We start from the raw sequence: 26,444 nt of genomic DNA, 5'->3' as shown, positions 1-26,444 counted from the left end.
GAGCAAAAGCGCGACTGTTGCTGTTCAACAACAGTCGCGCTCAATTCGATGAATCTCGGCGAGTGGCCTCAACCTGAAGCGGCCGGGTTTACGCGCCCAGCTCCGAAATAATCTGGCGGTCCAGCGAATCCAGCTCCGCGGTAATGGAGTGGTGCGCGCGACGACGCTGCTCCGGGGTCATCTTCTCGGCAGTATTAATAGCATCAGTCATGACATCCAGACGCGAGTTGGCGTCCTTGATAAAACCATCGATGCCCTTGGCGCCCGACTTACGCAGCTCCGTCAGCGAACCGCGAGTAGCCTCAATGCGGGCCAGCAGCGGTGCACCGTGCCCCTGGTAACGAGCGGCATCATTAGCGGAAACACCGAACTTCTGCGCGGCCGACGAGTGTTCACGGCGCTGAATGGCAGTGATAGCGCGGTAGGCCAGCGGAACCAGCACCGGTACCAGCAGGCGCGCGCCACCGATCCACGACTTTGCCTTGTCCTTGTTGAAGCCCTGGCTGCGCTGCTGTGTCAGGATCTTCTCGGCCATCTTGGTCTGGTGACGCTGCTTGGCAGCCAGCGCCTTCTTCTCGTCCTTGGCACTTGCCTTGCGGATCTTCTCCGCGCGCTTCAGAGCACGGTTTTCCAGCTTGAGTTCCTTCTTACCGAGCTTTTCCTCAGAACGAACGCGGCCAGCGGCCTCCTTCAGCTCCAGCTTGTGCTGGTGCTTCTGGTCGCGCTTAGCGGCCTTGACCTCAGCCTTGTGTGCCTTGCGATTAAGTCGAGCTGCGTGGCGAGCCTCTTCCTTAGCCTTCGCCTTGGCAGCCTTCACCTGCTTGGCGGTTTCGCGCCGACGCTCACGGATGTCACCCAAGAAGCTCATTTTTTCCTTCGCCTAGTTGCTCGCAGATAGTCCCTCCGGAAAAGCGGGGCGGAAAACCCTTAAACCCCACCGCGCCGGAGTGCGCTTGCCAGATGCAGTGGCTGCATCACGATTCTTGCTATCCAAGCTTAACGTGAAACTTCCTACCGAGTGGCGATACGCTAATTCTCATTGTGACTGATTCATCCGTTTCGCGCCCGCTTCTCCACGCGAGCGACCTCATCGGCTGCCGCTACCGGCTGAGCCTCGACCTGCGCGAGGGGCGGCTAGCCGAACCTGCTTCTCACCAAGAGCACCGCTTGCCGACGTCCATCGCGTCCATCCCCGACCTGTACACAGTGGCCTCGGGGCCGGACGCTCACCTGGATACCCTTGAGGCCATCGCCCGTGGAGAAAGCGTCATCGCCGGTGGCGTGCTCATGCATGAGCGCCCGATTCCCGGCGGGGTGTACTCGGGAATCGACGAGATTTGCCACCCTGATCTGTTGGTCAAGGTCGATGATTCACCGCAGACGACCTCACCGACGTACATGCCGGTCCTGGTTGTCACACGGCATCTGCTCTCTGCGCGCAAACAGGGCCGGCGGCGTAAGCCGTCGTCAAGCAATGCGGCGCGTGCGGCGGCGATGCAGGTACGACTGCTGGGCGTTGACCGGCTCGGGCGTGATGGTGTGATGGGGCGGACCCTGCGTCAGGCGATGGTTGTCACGGATGAGTGGAAGCTACGGCATTACGGACCTGATGCTGTGAAGCTGGGGCAGGCGGCGGCGATGCTGCACCGGCTGGGCGTGTCCTGTGGCCTGGTGGGGGCGATTAGTGCCACCGGAATGAATCTGGATACACGGCATATCGTCATTGCTGATGAGGGTTCGCGCGTGGCCTCGTACCGGATGGCGTTGCGCGACGCGCGTGATGCCGTCGCTGCCACTCAGGGGCGACCGTCACGGTTTACGCCAGGGACCTGGCCGCTGGCGCCACGGCGCATCCGGGAGTGCCGAACCTGCCATCACCACGACCGTTGCTTCGATGAGCTGACCGCAAGTGACGACATTTCCCTCCTTCTACCTGGGGATAAGTCCATGCGGTTGCGCAGCGTGGGCATCGACACGGTCACGGCATTGGCGCAGGCGAGTACCAACACTCCGCACGTCAGCAAGGAGCAGGTGTGGATGGCGAGGGCGCGGCTTGCCGACGTCGACGCGCTCCGGGTAGCCGCCAAGACATCGGCCCCGCGTGGCGATGTCGAGATGGACATCGATATGGAGGCGTATCCCAACGATGGCGCCTACCTGTGGGGAACCTGGGTGCCCGGGGAGGACTACCGTGGCTTCATCACCTGGGAGCCACCGGGGCCAGAGGGGCTCGGCGGCACGGCGGAGGCCAGGAATTTTGCGATTTTCTGGGATTACCTGATGCGGCGTCGAAATGCGGCGCATGAACAAGGCAAGACCTTCCGCGCCTATTGCTGGGCGGCAGAGGGCGAGAACTATTGGCTACGTCAGAGCGCTACCCGGTTCGGCGGCCAGGAATATGTGGTGCCCGCAGATTCGGCGGATTTGGCCACAGGTGATGTGGCTGGTTCCGGTTTCGAGGCAGCTGGCCCGACAAAGATTGTGCGGGTGCCGACCCGCGAAGAAGTGGACAAGTTCATTGCCTCGGAGGACTGGGTGGACATGCTGAAGGTCGCCCGTCGCCAGATCCTCTCCACCGTCGGCATGGGGCTGAAAGTCGTGGCCCCGTGGTCGGGCTTCCACTGGCGCGACGCCGATGTTGACGGCGAGGCATCGCTGGATCTGTATCGCATTGCGACGGCCACTGACCTCGACTTTGTCGCGGAACAGTCCTTTGAAAAGCTCACGCAAGCCGAGGCGCGCGCTATGCTGCTGCGCTACAACGGCGATGACTGCCGATCGGTAGCCCACGTCCGCGACTGGCTGGATTCACAGCGCGCGGCCGCGGACCTGCCGCATGGGGATGACCTGCCGGTTCCTTAGCGCGCTAACCACGCGTCCACGTGCCGCGCCGGGCGAACTTAGGTGAGACCTTCTTCATCGCAGCATTGCGAATGATGGCCGTGTTCTTGCGGGCTAACAGCAGCAACTGCTGTGTGCGCTCGGCACGGAATGTTGAGCGAGGCGATCGGTGCACATCGCGGAAAAGCCGCTTGGTCGCCGCCAGCTGATCCGGCGAACGCGTCGCCAGCTGTGCCAATTTCTCCTTGGCCAGCTCAAGCGCAGCGTCCTCCGTGTCCACGGCCCACGTCGCCAGACCGATCTCAGTTGCTTCCTTGCCGTTGAGTTCTTCGCCAGACATAGTCAGCCAACGTGCAGTATCGGCGCTGACCTCGTCGAGAATGGTTCGCATACCGGACATATCCGGAATCAGCCCCCACTTCGCTTCGAGGATTGACCACTTGGCATCGCTCGTCGTAATGCGGAAATCAGCACCTAGCGCAATCTGTAGACCACCGCCGTAACAGTGCCCATGCACCGCCGCAATGACCGGCACCGGCAGGCGTCGCCAGTCCCAGCAGGCGCGCTGGAACAGGTTCGTGCCGTGGATATCGGGGACGAATGAGCGCAGAATGCGCGAGGGCTTCTTAAATGCCGACGCGAAATCGAGCCCAGCGCAAAACGATTTGCCCTCGCCACGTAGAATCACGCCGCGCAGATCACGGTCGGTTGCCAGTTTCCGGGCGACGGCGGACAGCTCGGTCAGCATCTCAAGTGTTAGACCGTTGAGTTTGTCTCCGCGGTTCAAACTGACGACAGCGATTTTCGCCGCCTCTGAATCAGCTACGGCGAGGTGTTCATAGGTGACGTTGACATTGTTGCTGGTGCTCATGGGCACTAACGCTAAACGACGGCTACGTGTGCCGCCCGGGAAATACCAAAAGTGGTCTCAAACAAGACATAAAAAACCGACCCGCTGAGGGTAAGCCCCGTCAGCGAGCCGGTAAGCCATCTTTAGCGCGCGGCAGGGACGCGTAAAAGTCGCGCGCTGTTAGCCGAGATTACTTGGCGGCTGCGAACAACTCTGCAGCGTAATCCCAGTTGAAGACGTTCCAGACAGCCTTGACGTAGTCAGCCTTGACGTTCTTGTACTGCAGGTAGAAAGCGTGCTCCCACATATCCAGCAGCAGAACCGGCTTCAGGTTGATGGACAGGTTGCCCTGCTGATCAGTCATCTGCTCAATAACCAGGCGCTCTGCAATGGTGTCGTAACCCAGAACAGCCCAGCCGGAGCCCTGCAGACCCAGAGCAGCAGCGTTGAAGTGAGCCTGGAACTTCTCGAAAGAACCGAAGTCGCGCTCGATAGCCTCAGCCAGCTCGCCGGTCGGCTGGCCGCCACCGTTCGGGGACAGCAGCTTCCAGAACAGGGAGTGGTTGGTGTGGCCACCCAGGTTAAAGGCCAGGTCCTTGGACAGGCCGGTAACAGCTGCGAAGTCGCCGGACTCGCGAGCAGCAGCGAGCTTCTCCAGAGCAGCGTTGGCGCCGTTGACGTAATTAGCGTGGTGCTTGCTGTGGTGCAGCTCCATAATCTCGCCGGAGATGTGCGGCTCCAGAGCGTCGTAAGCGTAATCCAGCTCAGGAAGTTCGTACTTAGTCATTAGGAAAATTCCTCCTCAACACGTTTTTAGGTTGTGCCGTCGATGGTACTCAAGATGAGTGGATGCGCAACCATTTAAGCAATACAATTAATGCGAAATTCATAAAAAATGCTGTTCAGGGAATTCTGTCACAAGTTTATGAACGCGGCGGCTGAGTGCGGCGAATCCATTTACTCACGCGCTTGAAGCGCATTCCGGCTGCGCCACCCAGGTCGTCGTCAAGCGGAATGTCGAGGATGGAAGCCCACGTTGGCAGCATTTCTTCCTCGTACCGGTGGCCGTGACCACCGGGGACGGTGACGGAGGCGAGGCCGTCGATAAGCACCTGCCAGAAGGTGACGAACGGGTGCCAGCGCATGGAGGGGAGGACATCGCGGCCGACGCGCTCTGCAAGCCAGTCGGGGCGGCGCCAGGCCAGCGGGTAATCCCACCAGACGATGGGGTCAGAGGCATGCTGCAGGAATGCGACGCGCGGGAACTCCCACGGCCCGAACTTGGTGCCATAGAACGAGTGGTACAGCTCGTCGGGGCGCGTAGCGAAGCGGATGTTTCGACCCTCGTCGATGACCGGAGCGATTTCTGGGGACCCCTTTGTCCGGCGGTGCTTCAGCTCTTTCCACATTGCGGAGAACTGCGGTGTGCCAGTCCAAACAGCACCGTCGACGCGTGCGAGCATGTCGGCGGAATTCTCGAACGCGCCGAGACCGCCAAACCCGCCGAGGGATTCACCGGCGACGTAGACCTTTGGCCGGTCGTTTTCCGGCATTTTGTCGACTTCCTGCAACACCCGATGGATAAGAGTGTGGCCAGCTGCGATTGGGGTTTCGTGGTCCGTTAGCCACGCCACTGGGGAGGGCAGGTCAGAGTACTGCAGAGCGACAGTGGCGCAGTTGCCAAGGGTCAAGAACTCTGCAGCCTGTGCCGACCACGGTGGCACCCAACCTGTGCCGGTGGTGGTGAAGACAACCAGGTGATCGCGCCGGAACGCGCCGGTGCGGTGCATCTCGCGGATGATGAGCTCCGCCTGTTCCCGCAGAGAACGGCCTTGCACCTTGCCCGCATAAATGCGGATGGGTTCCTGCAGTTCGGAGAGCGGCTTGCCAGTAACCACTGCCAAATCTCGGGCACGGGGGCCTTCGGCGACGAAGACGCGACCCTCGGCACCGAGTGCGTACCACGGCTCCAGAGACCATGGGCTTCCGGAACGTTCCGGCTCCCACGGCTGCATGCGACCTGGAACGACCAGGGTATTCAGGTAGCGGGACTTCTTGGCGATGGACTCCAAAGTCCGACGGATAAGCAGTCGGTCAATGCTGGCGGCCACGGCACCACCGACGATGGCACCACTGAGAACCGGGGCGAGACCGCGAGGAAGCCAGGGGCGGAGGTTGTCCCGCAGTAGGTCATAGCCGCGGTTGGCCAGCGCGGAGAGCCCCCGAGTGGTCAGGTAGAGACCACTGGCAATCATTGTGGAGGCGAACTGGCTGCGTGCGGATTCCTGCTCATCCTTGCCCACCAGGCGACCAATTTCGCGCTGCTGGGAAATGGAGCGCAGCCACAGCGCCGCGGTGGTGGCCGTGGTGGCCACGTGCCAGGTCACGGCCAGTGCGCGTTCGTGACGAGGTGCCAGCGCAAAGCGGCTGAGTGAAGTGCTGGCCAGACGCCGCATCGTCGTGTTGTAGCCATAGCCGATGGCCACCCCGGTGACATGGCCCGCCAGCTGTGCCAGGAAGGTCACAGTAACGGTGGCGGTCCGAGTGCGCGGCATCAGCGAGGGGCTAAAGGCAGCCCATGACGCAATTTCTGCACCAATTAGACCGGGGTTGGAGGGGATGCCGGCCCGCAGTGCGCTGCGGATAGTGCCGGGGCCGGTACCTAGGAGGCGTTCGCGAAAGACTTTCGCGGCCATCAGGCTGCCGGTGCCGACTGCGCCCAGCGCTTTGGCCATGCCAGCTGTGCCAGCGACTCCTGTAATTCCCGTCCGCGCTGCTCGTGCAGCTCGCACTGTCCTGGCGGTTTCGATTGGCTGAGCTACAGGTGTGTCGCCCGTAGACGCAATCGAGGGCGCAATCGAAGTAAATGCGCGACGCAGGAATCCCATGACTCCCATCATGACAAAATTTTTTCCACGGGGGTTATTCATCCCGCGCCAGTTTTCCGCACAAAGCGTAGCCTGTGGGGTGTCGCAACTTTTTCCGAATCGGTTGAGAAGGATCCGAGGGCTATGAAGCTATCCACAGGAAATAAGGTCGTGCTGATCGGCGCTGGCGACGTCGGCGTTGCATACGCGTACTCGCTGGTCAACCAGGGCACTGTCGACCACTTGGCAATCATTGACATCGACGAGAAGAAGACGATGGGCAACGTCATGGACTTAAACCATGGCGTGGTGTGGGCGTCGTCGCGCACCAAAGTCACCCAGGGCACGTACGCCGACTGTGACGATGCCGCGCTGGTGGTTATCTGTGCAGGTGCGGCACAAAAGCCGGGCGAGACTCGCCTGCAGCTGGTGGACAAGAACATGAAAATCATGAAGTCCATCGTCGATTCCGTTATGGACAGCGGTTTTGATGGGCTCCTACTGATTGCTTCCAACCCCGTCGACGTACTCACATACGCTGCGTGGAAGTACTCCGGGCTGCCGCACAACCGTGTCTTCGGCTCCGGCACCATCCTGGACACCGCACGTTTCCGCTACATGCTGGGTGAATACTACGATGTTTCCCCGATGAGCGTGCACGCATACATCATCGGTGAACATGGCGACTCCGAGCTGCCGGTGTTGTCCAGCGCCAACGTTGCAGGCGTCAGTCTGTCCAAGCGCCTCGCCGCCGACCCAGCGCTTCACGACGAGCTGGAGGACATCTTCATCCGAACCCGTGATGCCGCCTACGAGATTATCGATGCCAAGGGCTCCACTTCCTACGGAATCGGTATGGGTTTGGCCCGCATCACGCGCGCCATTTTCCAAAACCAAGAGGTAGCTCTGCCGGTCTCCGCATACTTGCAAGGTGAATATGGCCATGAGGACGTGTTCATCGGAACACCAGCCATTGTGAACCGCCGAGGAATTCGCCGCGTTATCGAGCTTGAGCTGGACGAATACGAAAAGAAGCAGTTGGACAAGTCCGTTCAGACGCTCCGAGATGTGCAGGATCCATTCTGGAAGTAACTGCTGGTAGCGAAAGCGCATGTCTTCTCGACATGCGCTTTCGGCCGTCTCATTTGAGAATGAGAATGCCCACCTTCTATTGGCCCGCGTGGCCGACTCTGGCCAACGCTTCGTCTTCAACACAGGAGTGCCTTCTCTATGGCAGCGCAGAGCCCTCAAGATACAGCAACTGACAACACTGAAAGCGGCGCGGCCGTACCGCGTCTGGATGACCTCATCAGCAAGGTCACCGATCTGATTACAGAGTTGGACGACGTCTCGGTGGAGGCATCTGCACTGCTCGCAGAGGTGCCGGAAGAGCGCCGTCGGCACGCGGAAAACCTACTGCACTACGCGCACCTGCGCACAATTGACATCCGTGAGCTGCAAAACAGTTTGCACGACCTCGGCGTGACCAGTCTGACCACGGTGGAGACTTTCACCCGGGGGCGCCTTGAACTTGCCCTCAACGCGCTGTTGGCGCTGGCGGGGCGCACCTCAGATATCGATGTCGCCCGCATTATTGCCGATGATGAGCGCGCGGATATTGCCCTGGATAACAACGCCACCGAGCTGTTTGGTCAGGAGCGCGCGGATGTCACTTCGCACATTATGGTGACCCTGCCCGCCGAGGCCGCCGATGATGCAGAGTTGGTGGAGAGCTTCGCTGCTGCCGGTATGGATCTCGCTCGCATCAACTGCGCCCACGACGGTCCTGAGCAGTGGAGCCGCATGATTGACAACGTCAATGCTGCAGCTGAGAAGGCCGGTCGCCGCATCTTCGTGTCCATGGATCTGGCTGGCCCGAAGCTGCGCACAGGCGATATCGAACCGGGACCGCGCGTGGGTCGCGCCCGCGTTGTGCGTGACGACGCCGGCACGGTCATCTCCAAGTCCAAGATTTGGCTGACTCCACGTCTGGATGGGCACCCCAAGCCAGCTCCGAACGATTTGCCGGGGCGTCCTGCTCTGCCGCTGGAAGCAGATCAGGGATGGTTGGAACAGCTGCAGCTTGACGATGTCATTACGCTGCATGACTCCCGCTCGGCGAAGCGTCACTTCACCGTTGTGCGCATCGACACCGACGTCGAGGGCGAGGTCGAGGCCGTGCTCGCCGAGGGTGAGAAGAACGCCTGGATCGCCGAGGGCACACACCTGCGCAGCAACTACGAGGTCACACGTGCTGGCGGCGTGCCACCGACCGTGCAAAAGCTGCGTTTCCACACTGGGGATGAGTTCATTCTCACCAGCCGCGAGGAAATCACCACCATTCCACGCACCGAGGATGAAATTCCACGAGTCTCCTGCTCGCTGCCGTCTGCCGTGGCGGCTCTGAAGCCGGGCGATCCGGTGCTTTTCGACGACGGTGCACTCGGCGCTGAGGTGGTTGAGGTCTCCGAGACGTCGTCAAGCGAAGATAGCCACGTCGATGCCCGCTTGCGTGTCCAGCGCACCAAGCCGAACGGACAGCCGTTGGCGGCGCATAAGGGCATCAACCTGCCGAACACCGACCTGCCGCTCAATTCGCTTACCGACGAAGACATTGAGCATCTGCGCTTTGTAGTGGAGCATGCGGATATTGCTGCGGTGAGCTTTATTCGCACGCAGGAGGATGCTGAGTACGTCTACAAGGTGCTCGATGAGATTGCGGCAGAACATGAGGCTGCAGGCCGCGAGGATCTGGCATCGCGGGCTCGGGACCTAGGTGTTGTGCTGAAGATTGAGACTATTCCGGCATTCCAGAATCTGCCGGGAATCATCATCGCCAGCATGAAGCGCGCCAAGTCCGGTCTGATGATTGCTCGTGGTGACCTGGCTGTGGAACTGGGCTTCGACCGCATGGGTGAGGTCCCAGGCCAGATTCTGACGCTGGCGCAGGCAGCCGGAGTTCCGACCATTCTGGGTACTCAGGTGCTGGAGAACATGGCCAAGGCCGGCCTGCCGTCCCGCGCGGAGATTACCGATGCGGCCTTCGCCCTGCGTGCCGAGTGCGTGATGCTGAACAAGGGGCCGCACATCACCGAGGCCATCGCGATTTTGAACAACCTGGCTCGGAAGATGGGCCGTTCGCAGCGTAAGAGCCGCATCATGCTGCGGAAGATTCGCAGCTGGTCGGACTAGTGGCGGGGTTAGTGGCCGGGCTAGTTTAGGTAGGTTAGGAAAGCGCACTTAAAAACGCCGTGGGAGAAAAGACTGCGGAAGAAGCCGGCCGCGCGTAAGAGAGGAGCCCTGCGGAAAATGTCTAATGAACAGGCAGAAAACGCGGGGTGGGCTGTGCCGCCGCAGTCTCCAAAGCAGCAGCCGCAGCAGTCCCCACCTCAGGTGGTGCTGCCATCGCAGCAGAACTGGCAGCCGACTGTCTCGGATTCGACTATCACGGGTGCGACGCCGCGCTGGAAGGCCGATGAGATTGTTCGCAAGCGCGCGGACAGCGTCTTTCGATGGGCGATGAGCGGCGCCGGAGTATTCGCCGCATTTACCGTTTTCGTCTGGATGAGCATCCTGAGCCCCGGTCAGGACCTAGTGGTTTCCCTCCTCGGTGAGTTTGGAGCATGGGCTTTCGGTCTCTGTGGAATGGTTTCCCTCATTGGGCTGGGTTTTTCGGTCTACAAGACCCTCCAGGTGCTGCGTGACCGCGCAACGTATGCTCGCCCACTGCTGTCGCGCACGGCAACGGATGTGCGCACGATGCACATGTGGCCAGTGCGCAACATCACGGGGCCCGTGGTCGCGTTGGCTGAAACAGGAGTCACTGCCGTAATGGGGCCAGGTCGCTTTATCTGGTACCTGGCCTGCGTTTTGTGGCCACTTGCAGTGGGGTGGTTTATCGCTGCCGACGTATCCCGGACATACTTCCAGGCCGGAATCATCACCGTTTTAGCTTGTGTGACGACTGCCCTCACAGCGCGGCTACTCGGCTACGTGTTGGCTCCCGAGGAAGTGCATCGCAACATTCCCGTTGGATCCGGTCGCGAACGCACCCAGCCCGGTTTCTGGTCCAAGGGCTTCATCCCCAGCGAAGCTACCGATGAACAAGGGGAGACGGGCGCAATGGCCGTCGACAAGCAGCTTTTCGAAGGAACGGCGAGCGAATTCGTCGACGATTTTTATAAGTAGCCCAGGCAGTCGCGAACTACGGAGAGCGAATAGGTATTCTGTGGCCTTGTGGGAAAGAAATCTCGTAAGAAGAATAATCAGGCCCCGGAGGGCATGAGCCGTCGTCAGGCGAAGCTGGCAGCCCGCGCTGCTGAGCGTGCAGCGCTGCTGGGTAATCCGCGTCCGTTCAAGGACTTCGACGAAGAGGCTGACATCGTGGCTGTCCGCGAGTTCGCTCCGGCTGTGGTCATTCCGGTCACGGTCGCTGACGCCGAGCGTGACATCAAGCTCTGCACCGTGCTGCCAGGCGGCGTTGCTGCCCTGACGCGTGCCGCTGACCAGGGCAATGAGGCTTTCGTCGCGCTGCAGACGCAGGCGCGCACCAATGACGGCGCTGCGGATCTCTCCCGTGCGCTGGCATGGGCCCGTGACGCAGAGCCGGGCCAGCAGCTCTCCTCCGCCACTGACGGCGAGGCCGCACCGCTTACCGACGTCCTGACCGCCGTGGATCTCGACAACCTGGAGGTCCACCAGGACTTCGAGTGGTGGATTCCCAAGGGCATTGAACGCACCCCGATGATCGAGCAGAACCTGGCCGTGGCTAACGACGCGATTCTCCCGTCGTACCGCCTGGATGCGAAGGTCGCTGGCGCTGTGTGGTGGATTGATCCGGGCGAGCGCGCTCACATCCGCTGGGTGCGCCGTGAAGATGAGAAGCCACTGCTGGATGCCTTGGCACGCGTGCACGCTGCGGACAACCTTTCGCTGGGAGAGGGCACTAAGTTCGCTGGTGTCTTCCGCACCGATGGCCTGCTGGTGCCGGTCTGGGACCTGGATAACACCAAGCCGCACGACCACTGGATTGCTGCTGTGGAAGAGGCCGATAAGCGTATCGCTGAGGCGCTGGCCAGCGAAGAGCCGCTGACCGCCGAGGAGCGTAAGTCCCGTGAGACCATCGTGTCCCGTCAGGTGACCATTCGGAACTAGGCGTAGCTGGTTTAAAAACTAACGCGTGTGGCTCAGCAAAAAGCTAAGTCACACGCGTTAGTTGTCTCGAAAGCTATCTGAAGCTGTTTTAGCTACCTTCTTGACTATCTCAGCTCCGCAAAAAGTGCTGGCGCTTCGATTTCGTCCCAGAGCAGCACATTGCCCGCATAACCGGTATCCATGGCGCCTGAGGTGGGCACGGTAAGGGAATCGGAACCGAAGAGCATGCGCAACATCAGCCAGGTCAGATGCCAGACATGGTCACCATCGCCGACGAACACGGCCTTAGTGCCAGCATTGGCCAGGCGAATCCAGCGGTAGGGGTTGAGCCATACCGCAGGTGATTTCAGGCGTCCCATCAGCGCGCTCATGAACTCACGCTGCCGCTCTACGCGGTCCAAGTCTCCCTGGGCGGTAGCACGCGTGCGCACGTAACCCAGGGCGCCCGCGCCGTCGAATTTCTGGCAACCGGCCTGGATATTCAGGCCCGCCAGCGGATCGTCGATGGCTTCTTCAGGGCACATCTCGATACCACCGACAGCATCGACGACACCGGCGAAACCGCCAAAGCCAATTTCGGCGTAGTGGTCGATGTGGATTCCAGTGTTTTTCTCTACGGTATCGATGAGCAACTGGGGGCCACCAAATGCGAATGCCGCATTGATCTTGTTCTTGTCATTGCCCGGGATATCCACGAAGGAGTCACGCGGGATACTGACCAACTTCGGCTTACCGAGCACCGGAATGTGGGCAATCATGATGGTGTCGGTGCGCTGGCCGAAATCACCACTGCCCGTCGACAGCTTGGCGGCATCTTCCTCTGACAGGCCCGTACGAGAGTCCGAACCGACAAGCAACCAGTTGGAGGACATCGTATTGGCAGGGCGATCTGCCAGACCGGAGAACGCATCGACCCTGGTCAGGCGGATGTCGACAAGTGCCATTGTGACGACAAGGAAGATGACGAGAAGCAGGATGATGGATTTAAAGCGCAAGCGTGGCAGTCGCAAGCGTGGCATGCGGAACCCAGACCTGACGCCGGCGCCGCCACGACTGCCACGGCGTCCACCACGGCCAGAACTCGCTGCTTGTGGGGCACTGTAGTAGTCCTGTGACGAGCCGTGCGAGGAAGATTGGAAATCCGCATCCGGGTTATATCCGGGCGGGGGAAACCGCGGATCGCTGCCAGCGCGTCCGCTACCGGCTCGGTTCACCGGTGGACGGGACTCAATGCGCGTTTCGTTCAGTGGCGCCTGCCGACGTTCCGGTTGCGGCCTAGACCTGCGCGGAGGCATAGGCGCTGGGCGGGCTGCCCCTGCCCTAGATGGGCGGTCGGAACGGGGCGGGATGGGGCGTCGTGAAGCGCCACGCGAATCGGCCTCACGGGGGCCGGCATGCTTCGGCGACGCCTCGTCCACACGGCGGTAGATGGGGCGGCCATAGCGATCTTTAAGCGGCCTACCGTATCGGTCGCGGGCAATGCGCGAGTCGTCGAAGTTGCCTTCCATACCAATAAAGAATAGGCAACGACAGTGGACTAAGAGAACCGAGACAGCAATACAAGTCTTGGTAGCGCTGGCGTTACCCTGCATGCGACGTGCTGAAAGGGGTTGGGAACGAAGAAGAATATGCTGGAAATATGTCCGCAATGAACCAGAACAACGAACGTGCAGTCAACGACTCGGATGTTTACGTCAAGAGCCGGCATGGTGTCCCTAGGGATTTCTTCGCCTGTGAGGCGGCGGGGCTGGGTTGGCTGCGCGAGGGCGAACCTGACGGCGGTGCGCGCGTAGTGGATGTGCTGGGCGTGAGCGGGCATGCGCTGAAATTGCGTCGAATTGAGTCGACGGCGCCGAATCCACAGGCAGCGTACGAGTTCGGAAAATCGTTGGCCATTACCCACAATCTGGGCGCTGCTGGCTGGGGTGCCGGCCCCGATGGGTGGGAGGGGCACGGCTACTTCGGTCCACTGGATCAGCCCCTGCAGATGGACCTGACTCCACGGGAGAGCTTCGGTGAATACTGGGCGAAAGGGCGTCTGCTGCCCACACTGGGAAAGTTGGAAAGCTCCTACAATAACCGTCAGCTAGATATCTTTGACCAGCTCATTGACCGGCTCTTGGCTGGAGGTTTCGACAACGAGCCAGACGCTGCGCGTGTCCACGGTGACCTGTGGTGGGGAAACCTCATGTGGGATGCAGACGGCGCGATCTTGATTGACCCCGCAGCGCACGGCGGAGCCCGCGAGGAAGACCTGGCACTGCTGGCGCTATTCGGGGCAACGCACTTCAACGAGATTTTGCGTGGCTATGAAACCGTACATCCCCTGCCGGATTTCGCCGAGAGCTGCGAACTCCATCAGCTCTACGCCGTGCTTATGCACGCGGTGCTATTTGGTGGCGGATACGCCGGGCAGGCGGCGGCAATGGCGGCGAAGTACGTGCGCTAGTTGGCGTTAGCAGCCTCCAGCACGCTAGCCATCTCCAGTAGCTCTGCCTCGCCGCAGCGCACCGCACCGATATTGACGCTGGTGACGGGGAGCTTCGCATTGGGCGTACTGCCGCTAGTTCCCGGCACAGCAATTGGCACGGACACGCTTGCCCACCCAGTCAGATTCCACAGCGACAGCCACGGCGTCCACCGGGTTTGCTCGTCAAAGTCCTCCGACGGCGCCAACGCAGAGAAATGCCCAATACGCGGCGGATCAAACGCCAGCGTTGGTGTAATCACCGCATCGACTTCCCAACGCGACCGAATCGCGCCGGGCAGAGCCATCCGCTGCTGATGTGTCGCCGCCGCCTCCGCTGCGGAAATCTCCTGGCCACAGGCTCGAATCCACTGCACGATCTCGGAGTAGTCCGCGCGCGGTAATTTCGTGGACATTCGCGTGATGGTCCGTCGAAAGATCTCGAACACGTCCGGCCCCGCAGGATCGTAGGGGCTGGGCACTTCCACCACGTCGTACCCGGCGTCGGCAAGACGGTCAGCCGCCGCCCACGCACCGTTTGCCCAGCGCTTATCGACGTCCACCTCAGCATGAAAAGGGCTGACAGTGACACCGATGCGAAGGGGGCGCTGGGGCCGTCGGAAAGCATGCGGGGTTGTGGAAAATGACACCCCGGCCAGCAGTGCTGCGTCATCGACTGTGCGAGTGAGGAAGGCGGGCGTGGAGAGATTTCCACCCGCAATATCATGCGCTGGCTTCAACCCCACGAGGCCGCAGCAGGCGGCAGGCACGCGGATGGAACCGCCGCCGTCAGAGCCCAGAGCTGCGGGAACGACACCAGTTGCGACAGCCACCGCGCTGCCGCCCGAGGAACCGCCGGGAGTGCGTGGCGTGGTATCCGGCTGATTGGACAGCTGATTGGGCGTGGCGAAGTAGGGGTTTTCTGGGGCCGGGTAGCCAATCGGCTCGGTGTAGGCCGTCATCCCGACCTCGGAGGTGTGCGTCGTCGCCGTGAGGACCGCGCCACGAGCCAGCAGTTTCGCCACGGGTTCAGAGGTTTCGGTGGCGGTGAAAGCCAAGTTGGTCGAGCCCATCGTGCATTCGACCCCAGCGATGGTGAATAGGTCCTTAATCGCCACTGGCAGACCCAGGAGGTCACGCGGGAGACCGTGGCTAGCGCGCCGGGCGGGTTCGGATCCGGCAGTGAGGCTGCGCGCGCGGTGGACAGCGTGCTCGGCCAAGGACGTGGCAATGCCGAAACGGGCGGGATTGGTCGCGGCGTCGTCGGCAAGCGTGGCGAATTCCGAAACGATTTCCGATACCGAGATTGCGCCACTGCGCACGGCTTCAGTGAGGGCGCGGGCGGGCATCTCGGAAGAAGAGGTCATGCAATAAGTGTAGAAGCCCTCTACTCTGAGCTTATGACGACGGTTACTTATTTGGGTCCTGCGGGCACATTCACCGAGCAGGCGCTGTGGGACATGGCGCGTGCTGGCGAGATTGATCCGGCAGGGGAATCCGCGGTCAATGCGGTGCCGGTGGATAGCCCCGCGGCTGCGCTTGGAGCCGTGCGCCGAGGGGAAGCGGACTTTGCCTGCGTGGCTATCGAGAGCAGCGTGGACGGTCCCGTTACACCAACTTTTGATGCCCTCGCCGCTGGGCCAGAGCTGCAGGTTTTCCGCGAAACCGAGGTCGGGGTGGTGTTCTCTATCCTGGTCCGTCCCGGTACGACGGTGGAACAGGTGCGTACTTTTACGACACATCCCGTAGCGTATCCGCAGGTCAAACAGTGGGTGGACGCCAACCTTCCGGGCGTGGAAGTTCACCAGGCCAGCTCCAATGCGGCGGCGGCCCACCAGGTCGCCGAGGGCACCCGCGACGCTTGCGCTGCCCCGGCCCGCGCGGGTGAACTGCTCGGGTTGGAGGCGCTGGCTACTGAGGTCGCCGACGTGCGCGGTGCCCGCACCCGTTTCCTGCTGGTGGGGCGCCCCGGCGTGCCGACGCCGCGCACCGGCGCCGACCGCACCTCGGTCTCCTTCACGCTGCCGAACCAGCCCGGCACACTAATGCGTGCCATGAATGAGTTCGCAGTGCGACAGGTCAACCTCACCCGCATCGAGTCACGGCCGACACGCGAGCTTTTCGGCCTCTACCGCTTCTACATCGACTGCAACGGCCACGTTGATGATGCACAGGTTGCCGCGGCTCTCGCGGCACTGCACGAATACGCCGAAGATTTGCGCTATCTGGGGTCTTGGCCAGTCGCTGAGGGCGGTCGGCGCAGCATTATGACCCCGCCACCGGATATTTCCCAGTCAATTGAGTGGGTCGACGCGCTTAAGGAAGGACGAAGGTAAAACATGACACCCGCCGCGCCCGAAAATCCAGTTGGACAGCTGCCTTTCCTCGATGACCGCCCAGACCGCCCTGAATCTGTCATGCCGGTTGATTCCCAGCGCATCATTTTCATCCGCCACGGGCAGACCACCGGCAACATCAACCGCCGTCTGGATACCGCATTGCCGGGCGCACCGCTCACCGACCTCGGTGTGAGGCAGGCGCGCAGTCTGGGACGTCTTTTGCTTCCCGACGTGCACAGAATCGGTGACATCGTCACATCCCATGCCCTGCGTGCCCGCCAGACTGGCGCAGGCGCGGTCGCAAGTCTGCACCACCTGGGAGAGACTTCTGTTCGCATCCGCCATGAGGGTGGCCTCCACGAGGTTCAGGCCGGTGACCTGGAGGGGCGCAATGATCGCGATGCGCACATGGAGTACATGCGCGCTTTCTACCAGTGGCTCAATGGGGAACTGGAGTACCGCCTTCCCGGCGGTGAATCCGGTGCTGACGTGCTGAATCGCTACCTGCCGACGATACAGCAGCTGCTGGAGCAGACAGGAGCGACAGGTGGTGAATCCAAGGAGTCGAAGGAGGGCGGCAACAAGGATGTCGTCATTGTCAGCCACGGCGCGGCTATTCGTCTGATTGGGCAGTATCTGACCGGGGTGAATCCGGAATACGCACTGCGGCACCGCATTGCCAATACTGAGCGAATCGAGCTGGTTCCGAACGCAGCGACCGTCGGCAAGCGTGCCGGCATTGAACCGGGCACGTGGGATGTGCGCCGCTGGGGCGACAGCGAGTTGCCTTAGACAGGCAGCTGGGCGGCGACTGTCACCGCTGGCCGTTATTGCTGGCCTTCCTGAATCTCGCGGCGCTTCTGAGCTGCCAGGCGTAGGCGTTCCGTGCGACGCTTGGATTCCTCTTCGTTGATTTCGTTGAGGAGTTTTTCTTCGTCATCATTGATGTTCAGTGCGGCGCGCCCGATGAGGGCAACAGCCGCAGCGGCGACGAAGCCGAACCACGCGTTGTCGATATTGGTGAAAAACATCAGAACGATAGTGACACATACGATAACGCCTGCAGCAGAATCAACGATGTTGAGCTGGCGGCCCTTTTTCATCAGGTTTTGCAGCTCTTGATCGACACTTTGATGTTGCGGATTAGCCGGGGTGCCCTGTGAACTCTCGGGGGAGACCTCAGCGGGCAGGTCCGCGAAGAGAGTTTGCAGTTCTGCCCGAGTTTTAGCGGAAGCAGCACTTTCGGCGCGTTTGGAGAACTCATCGACATCCAAGTAGCCATCAGCGAAATGATTGCCGAGACGCTCCATGGCAGCGTTGCGCTCCCTGTCGCCGACCCTGATTTCTGGCTTCTCGCTCGAGTTGTCGCTCATGGTTATTAAGGCTACAGGGAAGAAGAGGGGAGGGGACAGTATCGCGAGAGGAACGAGACCGTGCACGGCGGGACAAACTTATCCGTAGCCGAGTCGGTCCAAATCCTCCTCTTCGAGGCCGAAATAATGCCCGATCTCATGCAGGAGAGTGACCCGAATCTGCTCCACCAGCTCCTCTTCGGTGCGGCTGATGCGGCAGAGCATGTCGCGATACAGGCTGATTTGGTCAGGCGGACCCCAGTGGTTGTTAGAACGCTCGGTCAGAGGTATGCCCTCGTAGAGGCCCAGCAGTGTGGGTTCGTCGAGGTTATACGGGTGGACCTGGATGATGACCTGATCGAGCTGGTCGAGAAACTGCGTGGGGATGCGGTCGATGGCCTCATCGACAAGTGCATCGAACCGCTCCGGGCTAACGTCAACCATTTATGGTGCTGCCTCGCAATGTCCTCTTGTTTTACTGGCCGATTGTTCTACTGTCCGGCGGGAGCGACTGCGCTATCCGCAGCGCCTGCTCCTGCGCCAGTACCGTCGGCACCGACCTCACCGACGTCACCTGTGCTAGCGCCAGCGCCAGCGTCACCCTGCTCCTCCCGCAGCGGATTGCGCGGTGGCGGAGCTACGGGCGGCTGGCCGTCGATAGTGAAGGACTCGTTAGCGTGGCCGTTGAGAGTGGAGAACCCGCCCTGACCATTGTCCTTAATCAACCAGCAGTTCACACTGCGCGAGCCGGCATTGAGCGACTCCTGCGACAATGACGTCCAAAATGGCAGTAGCGTCGAGTTATACAGCGGGTCGTCACCGCCGAGGTAATTCTGCGCGAGAGTCACACACTGTTCCGCGAGCACATCATTTTGCTCCTGGTCAGTGGGGACGTTGTCACCGAAATGGTCGCGGAGATTGACAACTCCCGTCGACTCCATCAGGTGATCTTCCACGCACGGCACCTGGCGGATGGCGCCGTTTTCGTCCAATGTCACGCAGCGGCCGCCCTCGAACACGCGGGACTGGTCCTGCCCGGCCGCAGGACCGGACATGTGCGCCGTGTTGCCGTCTTCATCGACGACCTGGATACCGCACAGGAAGGTTCGGTCACCCTTTTCCCACTGGCTAGGTGAAGGAATGATCGGCGCCGTGATAAAACGACCGTCCGGATCGTACTTGCCGCCCAGGTATTCAGTCACAGTCTCGCGGCACACGCCATTTTGCAGAGCCACCAAATTGTCCGCTGTCGGGTAGTTGGCAGTTTTGGCGTATTGCCCCGGATGTTCCTCGTAATCGGCGAGATTCAGTTTCTTGGCGACCTCATAAGCGTGCGGCTGCTCACAGGGCACGACGCGGAAGTCAGAAACATTCAGATCTTCTGCCAGGTTCCAGTCCAGGCAGTTGCCCGTGGTTGCGCTGGTGAACGCCGTCGTCTCCTTGTCGACGATGGTTGTCGTTGTCGACGATGACGCGCTTGCCGACGAACCCTTGCCCCCAAGTGGCCCACTCGGTGGCTCGATGACTCCCGCTTGCAGCGCGAATGCCATTCCCGCGGCGCCAACCAGCATTGCCGTCGACAAAGCGCGCATTCCCCAGCTTCCACGGGAGTTATTCGAAGCGTTGGCATCGTTGCCGGCTGCGGAGGATGCACCAGTGCTGGCATCTGCGCCAGTACCTGCACCGGAGTCAGTGTCTGTGGCGGCAGCGTGCGCGCGATCCTGGTTCATATTGTCATCAGCCATAGTGACCCCATTGTGCACCGCCAATGAGCCTGTGGACAAGGTAACGCTAAAAGCGACAACGCTGCCATGAGCGTTGATGCCGTGGCAGGGAGCTCAGTCATCGACGCTCTGCCCGAGTTTGCGGTCCAAATTTGCTCAAGAGCTTTAAGCACTACAATAGTCCGGTATTTGTTCGCTACCCGAGGACCCGAGTCTTGACCTGGACTGCACTACTCAGCCTGCTGGGCGTCCACATTATTGGTATGGCCTCACCAGGGCCTGACGTCTTCTTAATCCTGCGCCTTGCCACCAAATCCCGAAAGCATGCCATCGCAGCGGTTGCGGGTATCAGTACTGGTGCCACGATCTGGATGACCCTCACAGTGTTTGGGTTCGCAGCTGTCATCACCGCCAATCCTTTGCTGATGGGCGTAATCCAGCTCGTTGGTGGCTGTTATCTCATTTACATGGGTATCAGTATGGCCAAGGCAGGCATCAATACCCTCCGCGAACTGCGCGCCGGTGCCGCACCAGCCTTGGGAAGTGAGGCGCTCCGGTCACCGAAGGCGACGTTCCGCCAGGGCTTTTTCACCAACATGTCGAACCCGAAGATTGTTCTCTTCCTCACGGCAGTGCTTTCACAGTTCATTCCCGCGGGCGCATCTGTGGGGACGCTCGTGCTTTGTACGCTGGTGCTAATCGCCTCCCAAATCACTTTCTTCCTATTTATCGCGATCGTGGTGTCGACGGATGCCGTCGTCAAGCGAATGGTGCTGGCAGGACCGTGGATTGACACTGTCGCCGGCGTGATCTTCCTCGTCCTCGGCGCGCTGCTGGTCGCCTCAGGAGCGGAAGCGGCACTCTAACCCGCGCGTACCTGCTTATCGACGTAAACCAGGTACTCTAGGTGACGTGATTGATCTCAAATTTCTCCGCGAAAACCCTGAAGTAGCCCGCGAGTCCCAGCGCACCCGTGGTGAGGACCCGGCATTGGTCGATCAGCTGCTGGAAGCTGACGCTAAGCGCCGTGAGGTTATTGCCTCCACCGACGCGCTGCGTTCAGAGCAGAAGGGCTTCGGTAAGAAGATTGGTCAGGCGTCGAAGGAAGAGCGCCCGGCCATGCTGGAGAAGGCCAAGGAGCTTTCCGACGCCGTGAAGGCAGCCGAAGCGGAGCAGAAGGAAGCCGAGGCTGAGGTCGAGCGTCTGCAGTACCTGATTGGCAACATCGTTACGGGTGCGCCCGCCGGTGGCGAAGATGACTTTGTCGTGCTGGAGGAAATTGGCGAGATTCCACAGTTCGATTTTGAGCCCAAGGACCACCTGGACCTCGGTGAGTCGCTGGGGCTTATTGATATGGAGCGTGGCGTCAAGGTCTCCGGTTCCCGCTTCTACTTCCTGACCGGCTACGGTGCCATGCTGCAGCTGGCCATGATGAACCTGGCTGCTCAGAAGGCAACTCAGAACGGTTTCCAGCTGATGGTGCCGCCGGTGCTGGTTCGTCCGGAGACCATGTCGGGTACCGGCTTCCTCGGTGCGCACTCCGATGAGATTTACTACCTGCAGGAAGATGACCTCTACCTGGTCGGTACCTCGGAAGTCGCGCTGGCCGGCTACCACTCCAACGAGATTATTGACCTGTCGGAGGGGCCACGTCGCTACGCTGGTTGGTCTTCTTGTTTCCGTCGTGAAGCGGGCTCTTACGGCAAGGACACCCGCGGAATCCTGCGCGTGCACCAGTTCGACAAGCTGGAGATGTTCTCCTACTGTCCGCCGGAGCAGGCGGAGGCAGAGCACCAGAAGCTGCTGAACATGGAGCGCGAAATGCTGGCCGCGGTCGATGTTCCGTACCGCATCATCGATGTTGCTGGTGGTGACCTGGGTGCATCCGCTTCCCGCAAGTTCGATACCGAGGCGTGGGTTCCGACGCAGAACACTTACCGCGAGCTGACCTCGACTTCGAACTGCACGACTTTCCAGGCTCGTCGTTTGAAGACCCGCTACCGCGATGCCGACGGCAAGTCGCAGTACTGCGCCACCCTAAATGGTACGCTGGCCACGACGCGTTGGCTGGTCGCCATTCTGGAGAACCACCAGCAGGCCGATGGTTCCGTGGTGATTCCGGAGGCGCTGCGCCCGTTCATGATGGGCAAGGAAGTTCTCGAGCCGGTTAAGCGAGCCGGTTAAGCAGGTGCGGCCCCGCCCCAGTTCATCCGCGACTTCACGACACCTATGTCACCTCATGCCACCTCCACAGCTGGCATGAGGTGACGCCTGTGTCGTGAAGTGGCTTTTTTCAGGCGTGACTTGTTTAGCTGCGCTAAAAAATTAATTGGGGGATTGAGAAGGTAAAAACACCAGGAAGGTTGAGAGTAGAAACACAACCGAAAACACAACTGAACCAGGGGGATAGCCTCACTCGAGGTGGTAGAGGTTGTTTACAACATTCGGATTACAACAATCTTTCTGATGAGTCTTTCACCTGCTGATGTCTCCTGCACCGTGATTTAAGCCACCCCAGCTTTCTTCCACGTAGCCTTCAGCCCAGCGAAGAGAGGAAGGGCAAGGCATGCGGCCGAAGCCGCGACCGATGCCACGGCAACGCCAGCTCGCACAAATGCTGGATTGGTCTTGGAGTTTTCTTCCGAGAGGACTCCGATCAGCTGAGATGGTGCAATTGTGCTTGCGAGTGCGCCTAGGGACGCAACACGCAGAGTATCTTCGCGGTCATCCGCCTTGAGCAGCGAAGCAGCTGAGAATCCAGCTCCGACCGTAGAAACCACGAAGGGAAGAAGCAAAGTTTCCTTCGGTGCTGTTTTCTGAACTGCCTTGCCGTTTAGCTTCCATTTTGTGTGGACTTCTGCAGGCAACTGCTTCCAGGACATAGCCAGTGCGACGCCGTGCGCAACCGTCACGGCCGCGGGGAGAAGAGCGGTCGCCTGCAGTGCGCGAGCTGGAATTTCAGAGATAACCTCACCGTCAATATCGTCCGGTCGGACAATCCCCAGTTTGGTCGCTACTGCGGCCCAGTTGATGGACCAGCCAAAACCCAACAGGTGAGGCTGGAGGATCCGCGGGTCATCCATGTTCCACAGGGAAACGCGACCGCTTTTGGTAAATACTCGAAGCGGGTTGGAGAGGTACCTGCGCAAGGTGCTTGGTTCACCAACTTGTTCGCCTACGCGATTTGCGTAGTCGGTTGCCGTGCCCAGCTCTTCGGCCAGGTCCGCGTGGACGTCGTTAAGCTCTTGCAGAAGACTCTCCTGCTCGGCGATGATCGCCTTGCGTTGTGCGTGCGATATGCCGATTTCGCGCAGTTTGTGGTCAATGGCAGTGAGGTAGGTGTTCATTGGGGCTCCTCGGAAAATAGTGCGGTCATGTCGGCGGATAGATCGATGAAGTCCTGGTGTAGTTGCGTGAGTGTTTGCTTTCCTTTGGCTGTCAGTGAGTAGTACTTGCGAGGCGGTCCCTTGGGGGATTCCTCCCAGCGATTGCTGATCAAGCCGTTGGTGGTCAGACGCGAGAGTAGGGGGTAGACGGTTCCCGCGGGCGCGCTGAGGTGGGGGTAGGCGTTGAGCTTTGCGACGAGTGCCGCGCCATAGAGCTCTTCGCGAGAAATCAGCTTGAGAATGGCGAGCTCAAGTACCCCTTTCTTCAGTTGTGTCTGTGGACGTTTGGGCATTGCGTGGTGCTTTCTTTCCGGCGGCATGGAGGAATCTGCCAGGCAGAATACTTTTCATACCTAGTACCTTGTAATACCAACTATACGCACAGTAGTTTGTATTGCCAAGTACTGCATGCTTTATACGGCGCGGAGAGGGTAGGGCAAGGAAAATGAGGGGCAATTGTCAGAAGACAATCGCCCCTCATTCCACCGGGTTAGCTCTATGAAGAACTCGTAACTGCTAGGGAGTGGCTCGGTTCTTTTTTAGCATTCAATTAGATACGCGCATCAAGCCAGGCAATAGCCGTCGCAATGGCCTCGTGCTGTGCCGGCTCGTTGAAGGTCTCGTGGAACTGGCCTTCGAACTCGATCAGCTGCTTGTCGGTGGATGAGATGCCGTTGTACCAGTCGCGCGAGAAGAACGGCGGCACAATCTCATCCTGGCCACCCATCATGACCAGGGTCGGCTCAACAAAGTCGACGGAGTTGGTGCCGTTGTAGGTGGCGGCAAAAGCCATCTGCTGAGCCATGCCGAGCGAGAGCTTGGAGTTGTTGTACGGATCAGTTTCGTACTCATCACGCACTGCCTGCGAAGAAGAGGTCTTCGAACCCAGCGGGTTGCCAAGCTGAATCAAGTCGCTGCCGGGTAGTGATGGCACGCGCATCTCGGTGCGGTTCGGCACTTCCTTGAGCATGCGAGTGTTGAATGTGGTCATGTCCTGGAATGGCAGGCGCTGGTAAATCGTCGGCTGCGCCTCGCGCTGGACATCGGTCATGGCCTCTGGGGTGATGGTCTCGCCCTCGTCTGTGCCACCGTAGGGGTTGAAAAGAGCGCCACCACCGTTGGCGACAATGCCATCGACACTGCCCGGGTACTTGATGCCGTGGAAGTCCACGGCAAGGCCGCCCATGGAGTGGCCGAGCAGGAAGGTCTTCGTGCTCGGGTTCTCCGCCTTGGCCTTTTCGACGAGCATGTGCAGGTCATCGACAAGCGAGTGGAAATCATCAATATGGCCACGGGCAACTGGGGTTCCTTCGACCTGGCCCGAGTGGCCGTGCCCACGGTGGTCAATGCGGTACACGTTGTAGCCGGCGTTCAGCAGCTTGCCGGTTACCCACTCGTAGCGACCCAGGTGTTCTGCAGCGCCATGCACTACGACGACAGTGGCTTTGGCATTCGGGATGGTGTTGGACTTCCAGTAGATCTGGGTGCCCTTGCCATCCTGTGAGGTCATGTAGCCGTCGGTGACCGTAACGTGGCGTCCGTCAACCGTAGTGGTTGGTGCCGGGGTGGTGGGCAGCTCGACCATTGCAGTGGACTGCGGGTCGGGAGTTGGTTCCAGCGGGTTCTTGATGAAGTCCGTTGGGGCTGCTGATGCTGCCGGGGTGGCCAGGGCCAAAGTCAGGGCGGTGGTCACACTCGCAGTGAAAATTGATGCGCGACGCATGATTGCTCGTTTCTGTTTTCAATCGAGGAGTGGATGATAGTTATAATAATTTTATTATAACAAACAAGCCCTGAATTTATAATAAAAATAGCCCGGAAAACCGAATAGGTTTTCCGGGCTATTTTTCGGCTCTTACGAGGACTTATTCAGGCTTCGGTGCCTCCTCAGCATCCGTATCCTCGACCCAACCGTAGGTGCGTTCAACGGCACGGTTCCACTGGTGGAACAGGCGATCGCGCTCTTCGGCCTCCATCTTCGGACGCCACTTCTTGTCAATCGTGATGTGAGCCTTGACCTCATCCAGGTTCGACCAGAAGCCAATGCCAAGGCCCGCAGCGTATGCCGCACCAAGGGCCGTGGTTTCAATGTTGTTCGGGCGTGTGACAGCGACATTCAGGATGTCGGACTGGAACTGCATGAGGAACTCGTTCATGGTCATGCCACCATCAACGCTCAGCGTTGTGATGTCCGTGTCGGATTCTGCGACCATGGCGTCGAGGACCTCGCGGGTCTGGTACGCAGCAGCCTCCAGCACAGCACGGGCAATGTGGTTTCGGTTGACGAAACGGGTCAGACCGACGATGACGCCACGAGCGTCCGGCTGCCAACGAGGAGCAAAAAGACCGGAGAAGGCCGGCACGATGTACACGCCGCCGTTATCCTTGACGCTCTTTGCCTTGTTCTCAATGGATGCCGCATTCGGAATCATCTGCAGCTCGTCGCGCAACCACTGAACAAGTGCACCGCCCATGGAGACGGAGCCCTCGAGCGCGTAGACCGGCTTCTCTCCCTCGACCTGGTAGCAGACGGTGGAGATGAGTCCGTGGTCAGACCACTTCGGCTTCTCACCAGTATTCATTAGCATGAACAGCCCAGTGCCGTAGGTGTTCTTGGTGTCGCCCTCGCCGAAGCAGCCCTGGCCGAACATGGCGGCCTGCTGGTCGCCGAGGATGCCAGTAATCGGTCGCTCCGCAAGAGAACCGCGGGCGCGGATACGGCCGAAGTCGCCTACCGACGGTCGGATGTCAGGCAGCATCGACATCGGAATGCCAATTTCACGGCAAATGTCCTCATCCCACTCGAGGGTCTTGAGGTCCATCAGGAGAGTACGGGAGGCGTTGGTGACGTCGGTTGCGTGAACTGCGTCTTCGCCGTTGTCGCCCTCTGCACCACCGGTGAGATTCCACAGCAGCCAAGTATCGATGGTGCCGAAGAGTAGATCGCCAGCCTCAGCCTTTTCGCGAGCTCCCTCGACGTTGTCGAGAATCCAGCGCACCTTCGGGCCAGCTGGGTAGGAGTTGATACGTAGGCCCGTGGTCTCACGCCAGCGGTCAGCGCCTTCATCCCCCATGAGTTCCTTGCAGATCTCATTCGTGCGGGTGTCCTGCCAGACGATGGCATTGTAGACCGGTTCACCAGTGTTCTTGTCCCAGACGACAGTGGTTTCACGCTGGTTGGTGATACCGATGGCATCAATATCCTGGGAAGCAATGTCGACATCGGCGAGAGCTTCGCTGACTACTCGACGAGTGTTGGTCCAAATCTCCTGAGCGTCGTGCTCGACCCAGCCCTCTTCCGGGAAAATCTGCTTGTGTTCCATCTGTGCAACAGTGACGATTTCTGCGTCATGGTTGAAGATGATGCAGCGGGTGGAAGTAGTTCCCTGGTCAATGGCGAGGACGTATTTGCTGTGCGTCATGGGGGATACTCCTAGCGAAATTGTGTGTAAATGTGAGTGTTC

23 protein-coding genes are annotated in these 26,444 nt (G+C 60.1%); 10 read left to right on the top strand and 13 right to left on the bottom strand.

The window, feature by feature from the left end; all coding sequences use genetic code 11:
- Positions 1 to 88: 88 nt before the first annotated feature.
- Positions 89 to 868, bottom strand: a complete 780-nt coding sequence (locus CRD20_RS04895) for a DUF6474 family protein (protein ID WP_187404960.1) — start codon at positions 866 to 868, stop codon at positions 89 to 91.
- Between the two features lie 173 nt (positions 869 to 1,041).
- Between CRD20_RS04895 and CRD20_RS11300 the strand changes: the two genes are divergently transcribed.
- Positions 1,042 to 2,862 (top strand): ribonuclease H-like domain-containing protein, encoded by a 1,821-nt coding sequence (locus tag CRD20_RS11300; protein ID WP_187404959.1) that lies wholly within the window; start codon positions 1,042 to 1,044, stop codon positions 2,860 to 2,862.
- A 4-nt stretch (positions 2,863 to 2,866) separates the two neighbouring features.
- Here the strand turns inward: CRD20_RS11300 and CRD20_RS04885 are convergent, their stop codons facing one another.
- The 3 genes from CRD20_RS04885 to CRD20_RS04875 form a co-directional block, all read right to left on the bottom strand.
- Positions 2,867 to 3,712, bottom strand: coding sequence for a crotonase/enoyl-CoA hydratase family protein (locus CRD20_RS04885; protein WP_070602298.1), 846 nt, complete (start codon positions 3,710 to 3,712; stop codon positions 2,867 to 2,869).
- Positions 3,713 to 3,881: 169 nt separating this feature from the next.
- Positions 3,882 to 4,478 (bottom strand): superoxide dismutase, encoded by a 597-nt coding sequence (locus tag CRD20_RS04880; RefSeq protein WP_005510435.1) that lies wholly within the window; start codon positions 4,476 to 4,478, stop codon positions 3,882 to 3,884.
- A 136-nt stretch (positions 4,479 to 4,614) separates the two neighbouring features.
- Positions 4,615 to 6,591, bottom strand: a complete 1,977-nt coding sequence (locus CRD20_RS04875) for an alpha/beta-hydrolase family protein (RefSeq protein ID WP_187404958.1) — start codon at positions 6,589 to 6,591, stop codon at positions 4,615 to 4,617.
- A 111-nt stretch (positions 6,592 to 6,702) separates the two neighbouring features.
- On the opposite strand from CRD20_RS04875, the gene CRD20_RS04870 reads away from it, so the two are divergent.
- From CRD20_RS04870 to CRD20_RS04855, 4 genes are all read left to right on the top strand, one after another.
- Positions 6,703 to 7,650 (top strand): L-lactate dehydrogenase, encoded by a 948-nt coding sequence (locus tag CRD20_RS04870; RefSeq protein WP_070858761.1) that lies wholly within the window; start codon positions 6,703 to 6,705, stop codon positions 7,648 to 7,650.
- A gap of 138 nt (positions 7,651 to 7,788) precedes the next feature.
- The gene (locus CRD20_RS04865) at positions 7,789 to 9,750 is read left to right on the top strand and encodes a pyruvate kinase (RefSeq protein ID WP_187404957.1); all 1,962 of its coding nucleotides are present in this window, start codon (positions 7,789 to 7,791) and stop codon (positions 9,748 to 9,750) included.
- 117 nt (positions 9,751 to 9,867) lie between these two features.
- Positions 9,868 to 10,746, top strand: a complete 879-nt coding sequence (locus tag CRD20_RS04860) for a hypothetical protein (protein ID WP_049193133.1) — start codon at positions 9,868 to 9,870, stop codon at positions 10,744 to 10,746.
- Positions 10,747 to 10,794: 48 nt separating this feature from the next.
- Positions 10,795 to 11,712 carry a DUF5926 family protein gene (locus tag CRD20_RS04855; RefSeq protein ID WP_048731261.1) on the top strand — a complete coding sequence of 306 codons (918 nt, stop codon included), beginning with the start codon at positions 10,795 to 10,797 and terminating at the stop codon, positions 11,710 to 11,712.
- 104 nt (positions 11,713 to 11,816) lie between these two features.
- On the opposite strand, the gene CRD20_RS04850 is transcribed toward CRD20_RS04855, so the two are convergent.
- Entirely contained in the window at positions 11,817 to 13,220 is a 1,404-nt protein-coding gene (locus CRD20_RS04850) for an LCP family protein (protein ID WP_306295414.1), read from the bottom strand.
- A gap of 131 nt (positions 13,221 to 13,351) precedes the next feature.
- Between CRD20_RS04850 and CRD20_RS04845 the strand changes: the two genes are divergently transcribed.
- Positions 13,352 to 14,161, top strand: a complete 810-nt coding sequence (locus CRD20_RS04845) for a fructosamine kinase family protein (RefSeq protein WP_049193137.1) — start codon at positions 13,352 to 13,354, stop codon at positions 14,159 to 14,161.
- Here CRD20_RS04845 and CRD20_RS04840 read toward each other — a convergent pair.
- Positions 14,158 to 15,546, bottom strand: coding sequence for an amidase (locus CRD20_RS04840; RefSeq protein WP_187404956.1), 1,389 nt, complete (start codon positions 15,544 to 15,546; stop codon positions 14,158 to 14,160). The genes CRD20_RS04845 and CRD20_RS04840 overlap by 4 nt on opposite strands.
- A gap of 33 nt (positions 15,547 to 15,579) precedes the next feature.
- On the opposite strand from CRD20_RS04840, the gene pheA reads away from it, so the two are divergent.
- Together pheA and CRD20_RS04830 are read left to right on the top strand one after the other, a co-directional pair.
- Complete coding sequence (gene pheA, locus CRD20_RS04835) at positions 15,580 to 16,515, top strand: prephenate dehydratase (protein ID WP_049190938.1); 936 nt, start codon at positions 15,580 to 15,582, stop codon at positions 16,513 to 16,515.
- 3 nt (positions 16,516 to 16,518) lie between these two features.
- Positions 16,519 to 17,310, top strand: a complete 792-nt coding sequence (locus tag CRD20_RS04830; protein WP_187404955.1) for a histidine phosphatase family protein — start codon at positions 16,519 to 16,521, stop codon at positions 17,308 to 17,310.
- A 35-nt stretch (positions 17,311 to 17,345) separates the two neighbouring features.
- On the opposite strand, the gene CRD20_RS04825 is transcribed toward CRD20_RS04830, so the two are convergent.
- From CRD20_RS04825 to CRD20_RS04815, 3 genes are all read right to left on the bottom strand, one after another.
- The gene (locus CRD20_RS04825; protein ID WP_187404954.1) at positions 17,346 to 17,891 is read right to left on the bottom strand and encodes a DUF1707 domain-containing protein; all 546 of its coding nucleotides are present in this window, start codon (positions 17,889 to 17,891) and stop codon (positions 17,346 to 17,348) included.
- A gap of 78 nt (positions 17,892 to 17,969) precedes the next feature.
- Positions 17,970 to 18,314, bottom strand: coding sequence for a metallopeptidase family protein (locus CRD20_RS04820; protein WP_038626990.1), 345 nt, complete (start codon positions 18,312 to 18,314; stop codon positions 17,970 to 17,972).
- 47 nt (positions 18,315 to 18,361) lie between these two features.
- Entirely contained in the window at positions 18,362 to 19,615 is a 1,254-nt protein-coding gene (locus CRD20_RS04815) for a septum formation family protein (RefSeq protein WP_222866206.1), read from the bottom strand.
- Between the two features lie 194 nt (positions 19,616 to 19,809).
- Here CRD20_RS04815 and CRD20_RS04810 point away from each other — a divergent pair, with 194 nt between their 5' ends.
- Both CRD20_RS04810 and serS read left to right on the top strand, forming a co-directional pair.
- On the top strand, positions 19,810 to 20,460 hold the full coding sequence (locus CRD20_RS04810; RefSeq protein WP_187404953.1) for a LysE family translocator: 651 nt from the start codon (positions 19,810 to 19,812) through the stop codon (positions 20,458 to 20,460).
- Positions 20,461 to 20,506: 46 nt separating this feature from the next.
- Entirely contained in the window at positions 20,507 to 21,778 is a 1,272-nt protein-coding gene (gene serS / locus CRD20_RS04805; RefSeq protein WP_070767085.1) for a serine--tRNA ligase, read from the top strand.
- A 320-nt stretch (positions 21,779 to 22,098) separates the two neighbouring features.
- On the opposite strand, the gene CRD20_RS04800 is transcribed toward serS, so the two are convergent.
- The 4 genes from CRD20_RS04800 to glpK all read right to left on the bottom strand — a co-directional run bounded on the left by CRD20_RS04800 (position 22,099) and on the right by glpK (position 26,402).
- The gene (locus CRD20_RS04800; protein WP_187404952.1) at positions 22,099 to 22,941 is read right to left on the bottom strand and encodes a hypothetical protein; all 843 of its coding nucleotides are present in this window, start codon (positions 22,939 to 22,941) and stop codon (positions 22,099 to 22,101) included.
- The gene (locus CRD20_RS04795; RefSeq protein ID WP_049190945.1) at positions 22,938 to 23,273 is read right to left on the bottom strand and encodes a PadR family transcriptional regulator; all 336 of its coding nucleotides are present in this window, start codon (positions 23,271 to 23,273) and stop codon (positions 22,938 to 22,940) included. Before CRD20_RS04795 ends, CRD20_RS04800 begins: the two co-directional genes overlap by 4 nt.
- Positions 23,274 to 23,530: 257 nt before the next feature.
- Entirely contained in the window at positions 23,531 to 24,703 is a 1,173-nt protein-coding gene (locus tag CRD20_RS04790; RefSeq protein WP_048732793.1) for an alpha/beta hydrolase, read from the bottom strand.
- A gap of 142 nt (positions 24,704 to 24,845) precedes the next feature.
- Positions 24,846 to 26,402 carry a glycerol kinase GlpK gene (glpK, locus tag CRD20_RS04785; protein ID WP_048732791.1) on the bottom strand — a complete coding sequence of 519 codons (1,557 nt, stop codon included), beginning with the start codon at positions 26,400 to 26,402 and terminating at the stop codon, positions 24,846 to 24,848.
- Positions 26,403 to 26,444: the final 42 nt, after the last annotated feature.

Origin of the sequence: Corynebacterium sp. LK33 (genome assembly GCF_014334955.1) — a bacterium.
In the GTDB taxonomy this organism is placed as follows: domain Bacteria; phylum Actinomycetota; class Actinomycetes; order Mycobacteriales; family Mycobacteriaceae; genus Corynebacterium; species Corynebacterium jeikeium_D.
This window is presented reverse-complemented; position numbering and strand designations above follow the sequence as displayed.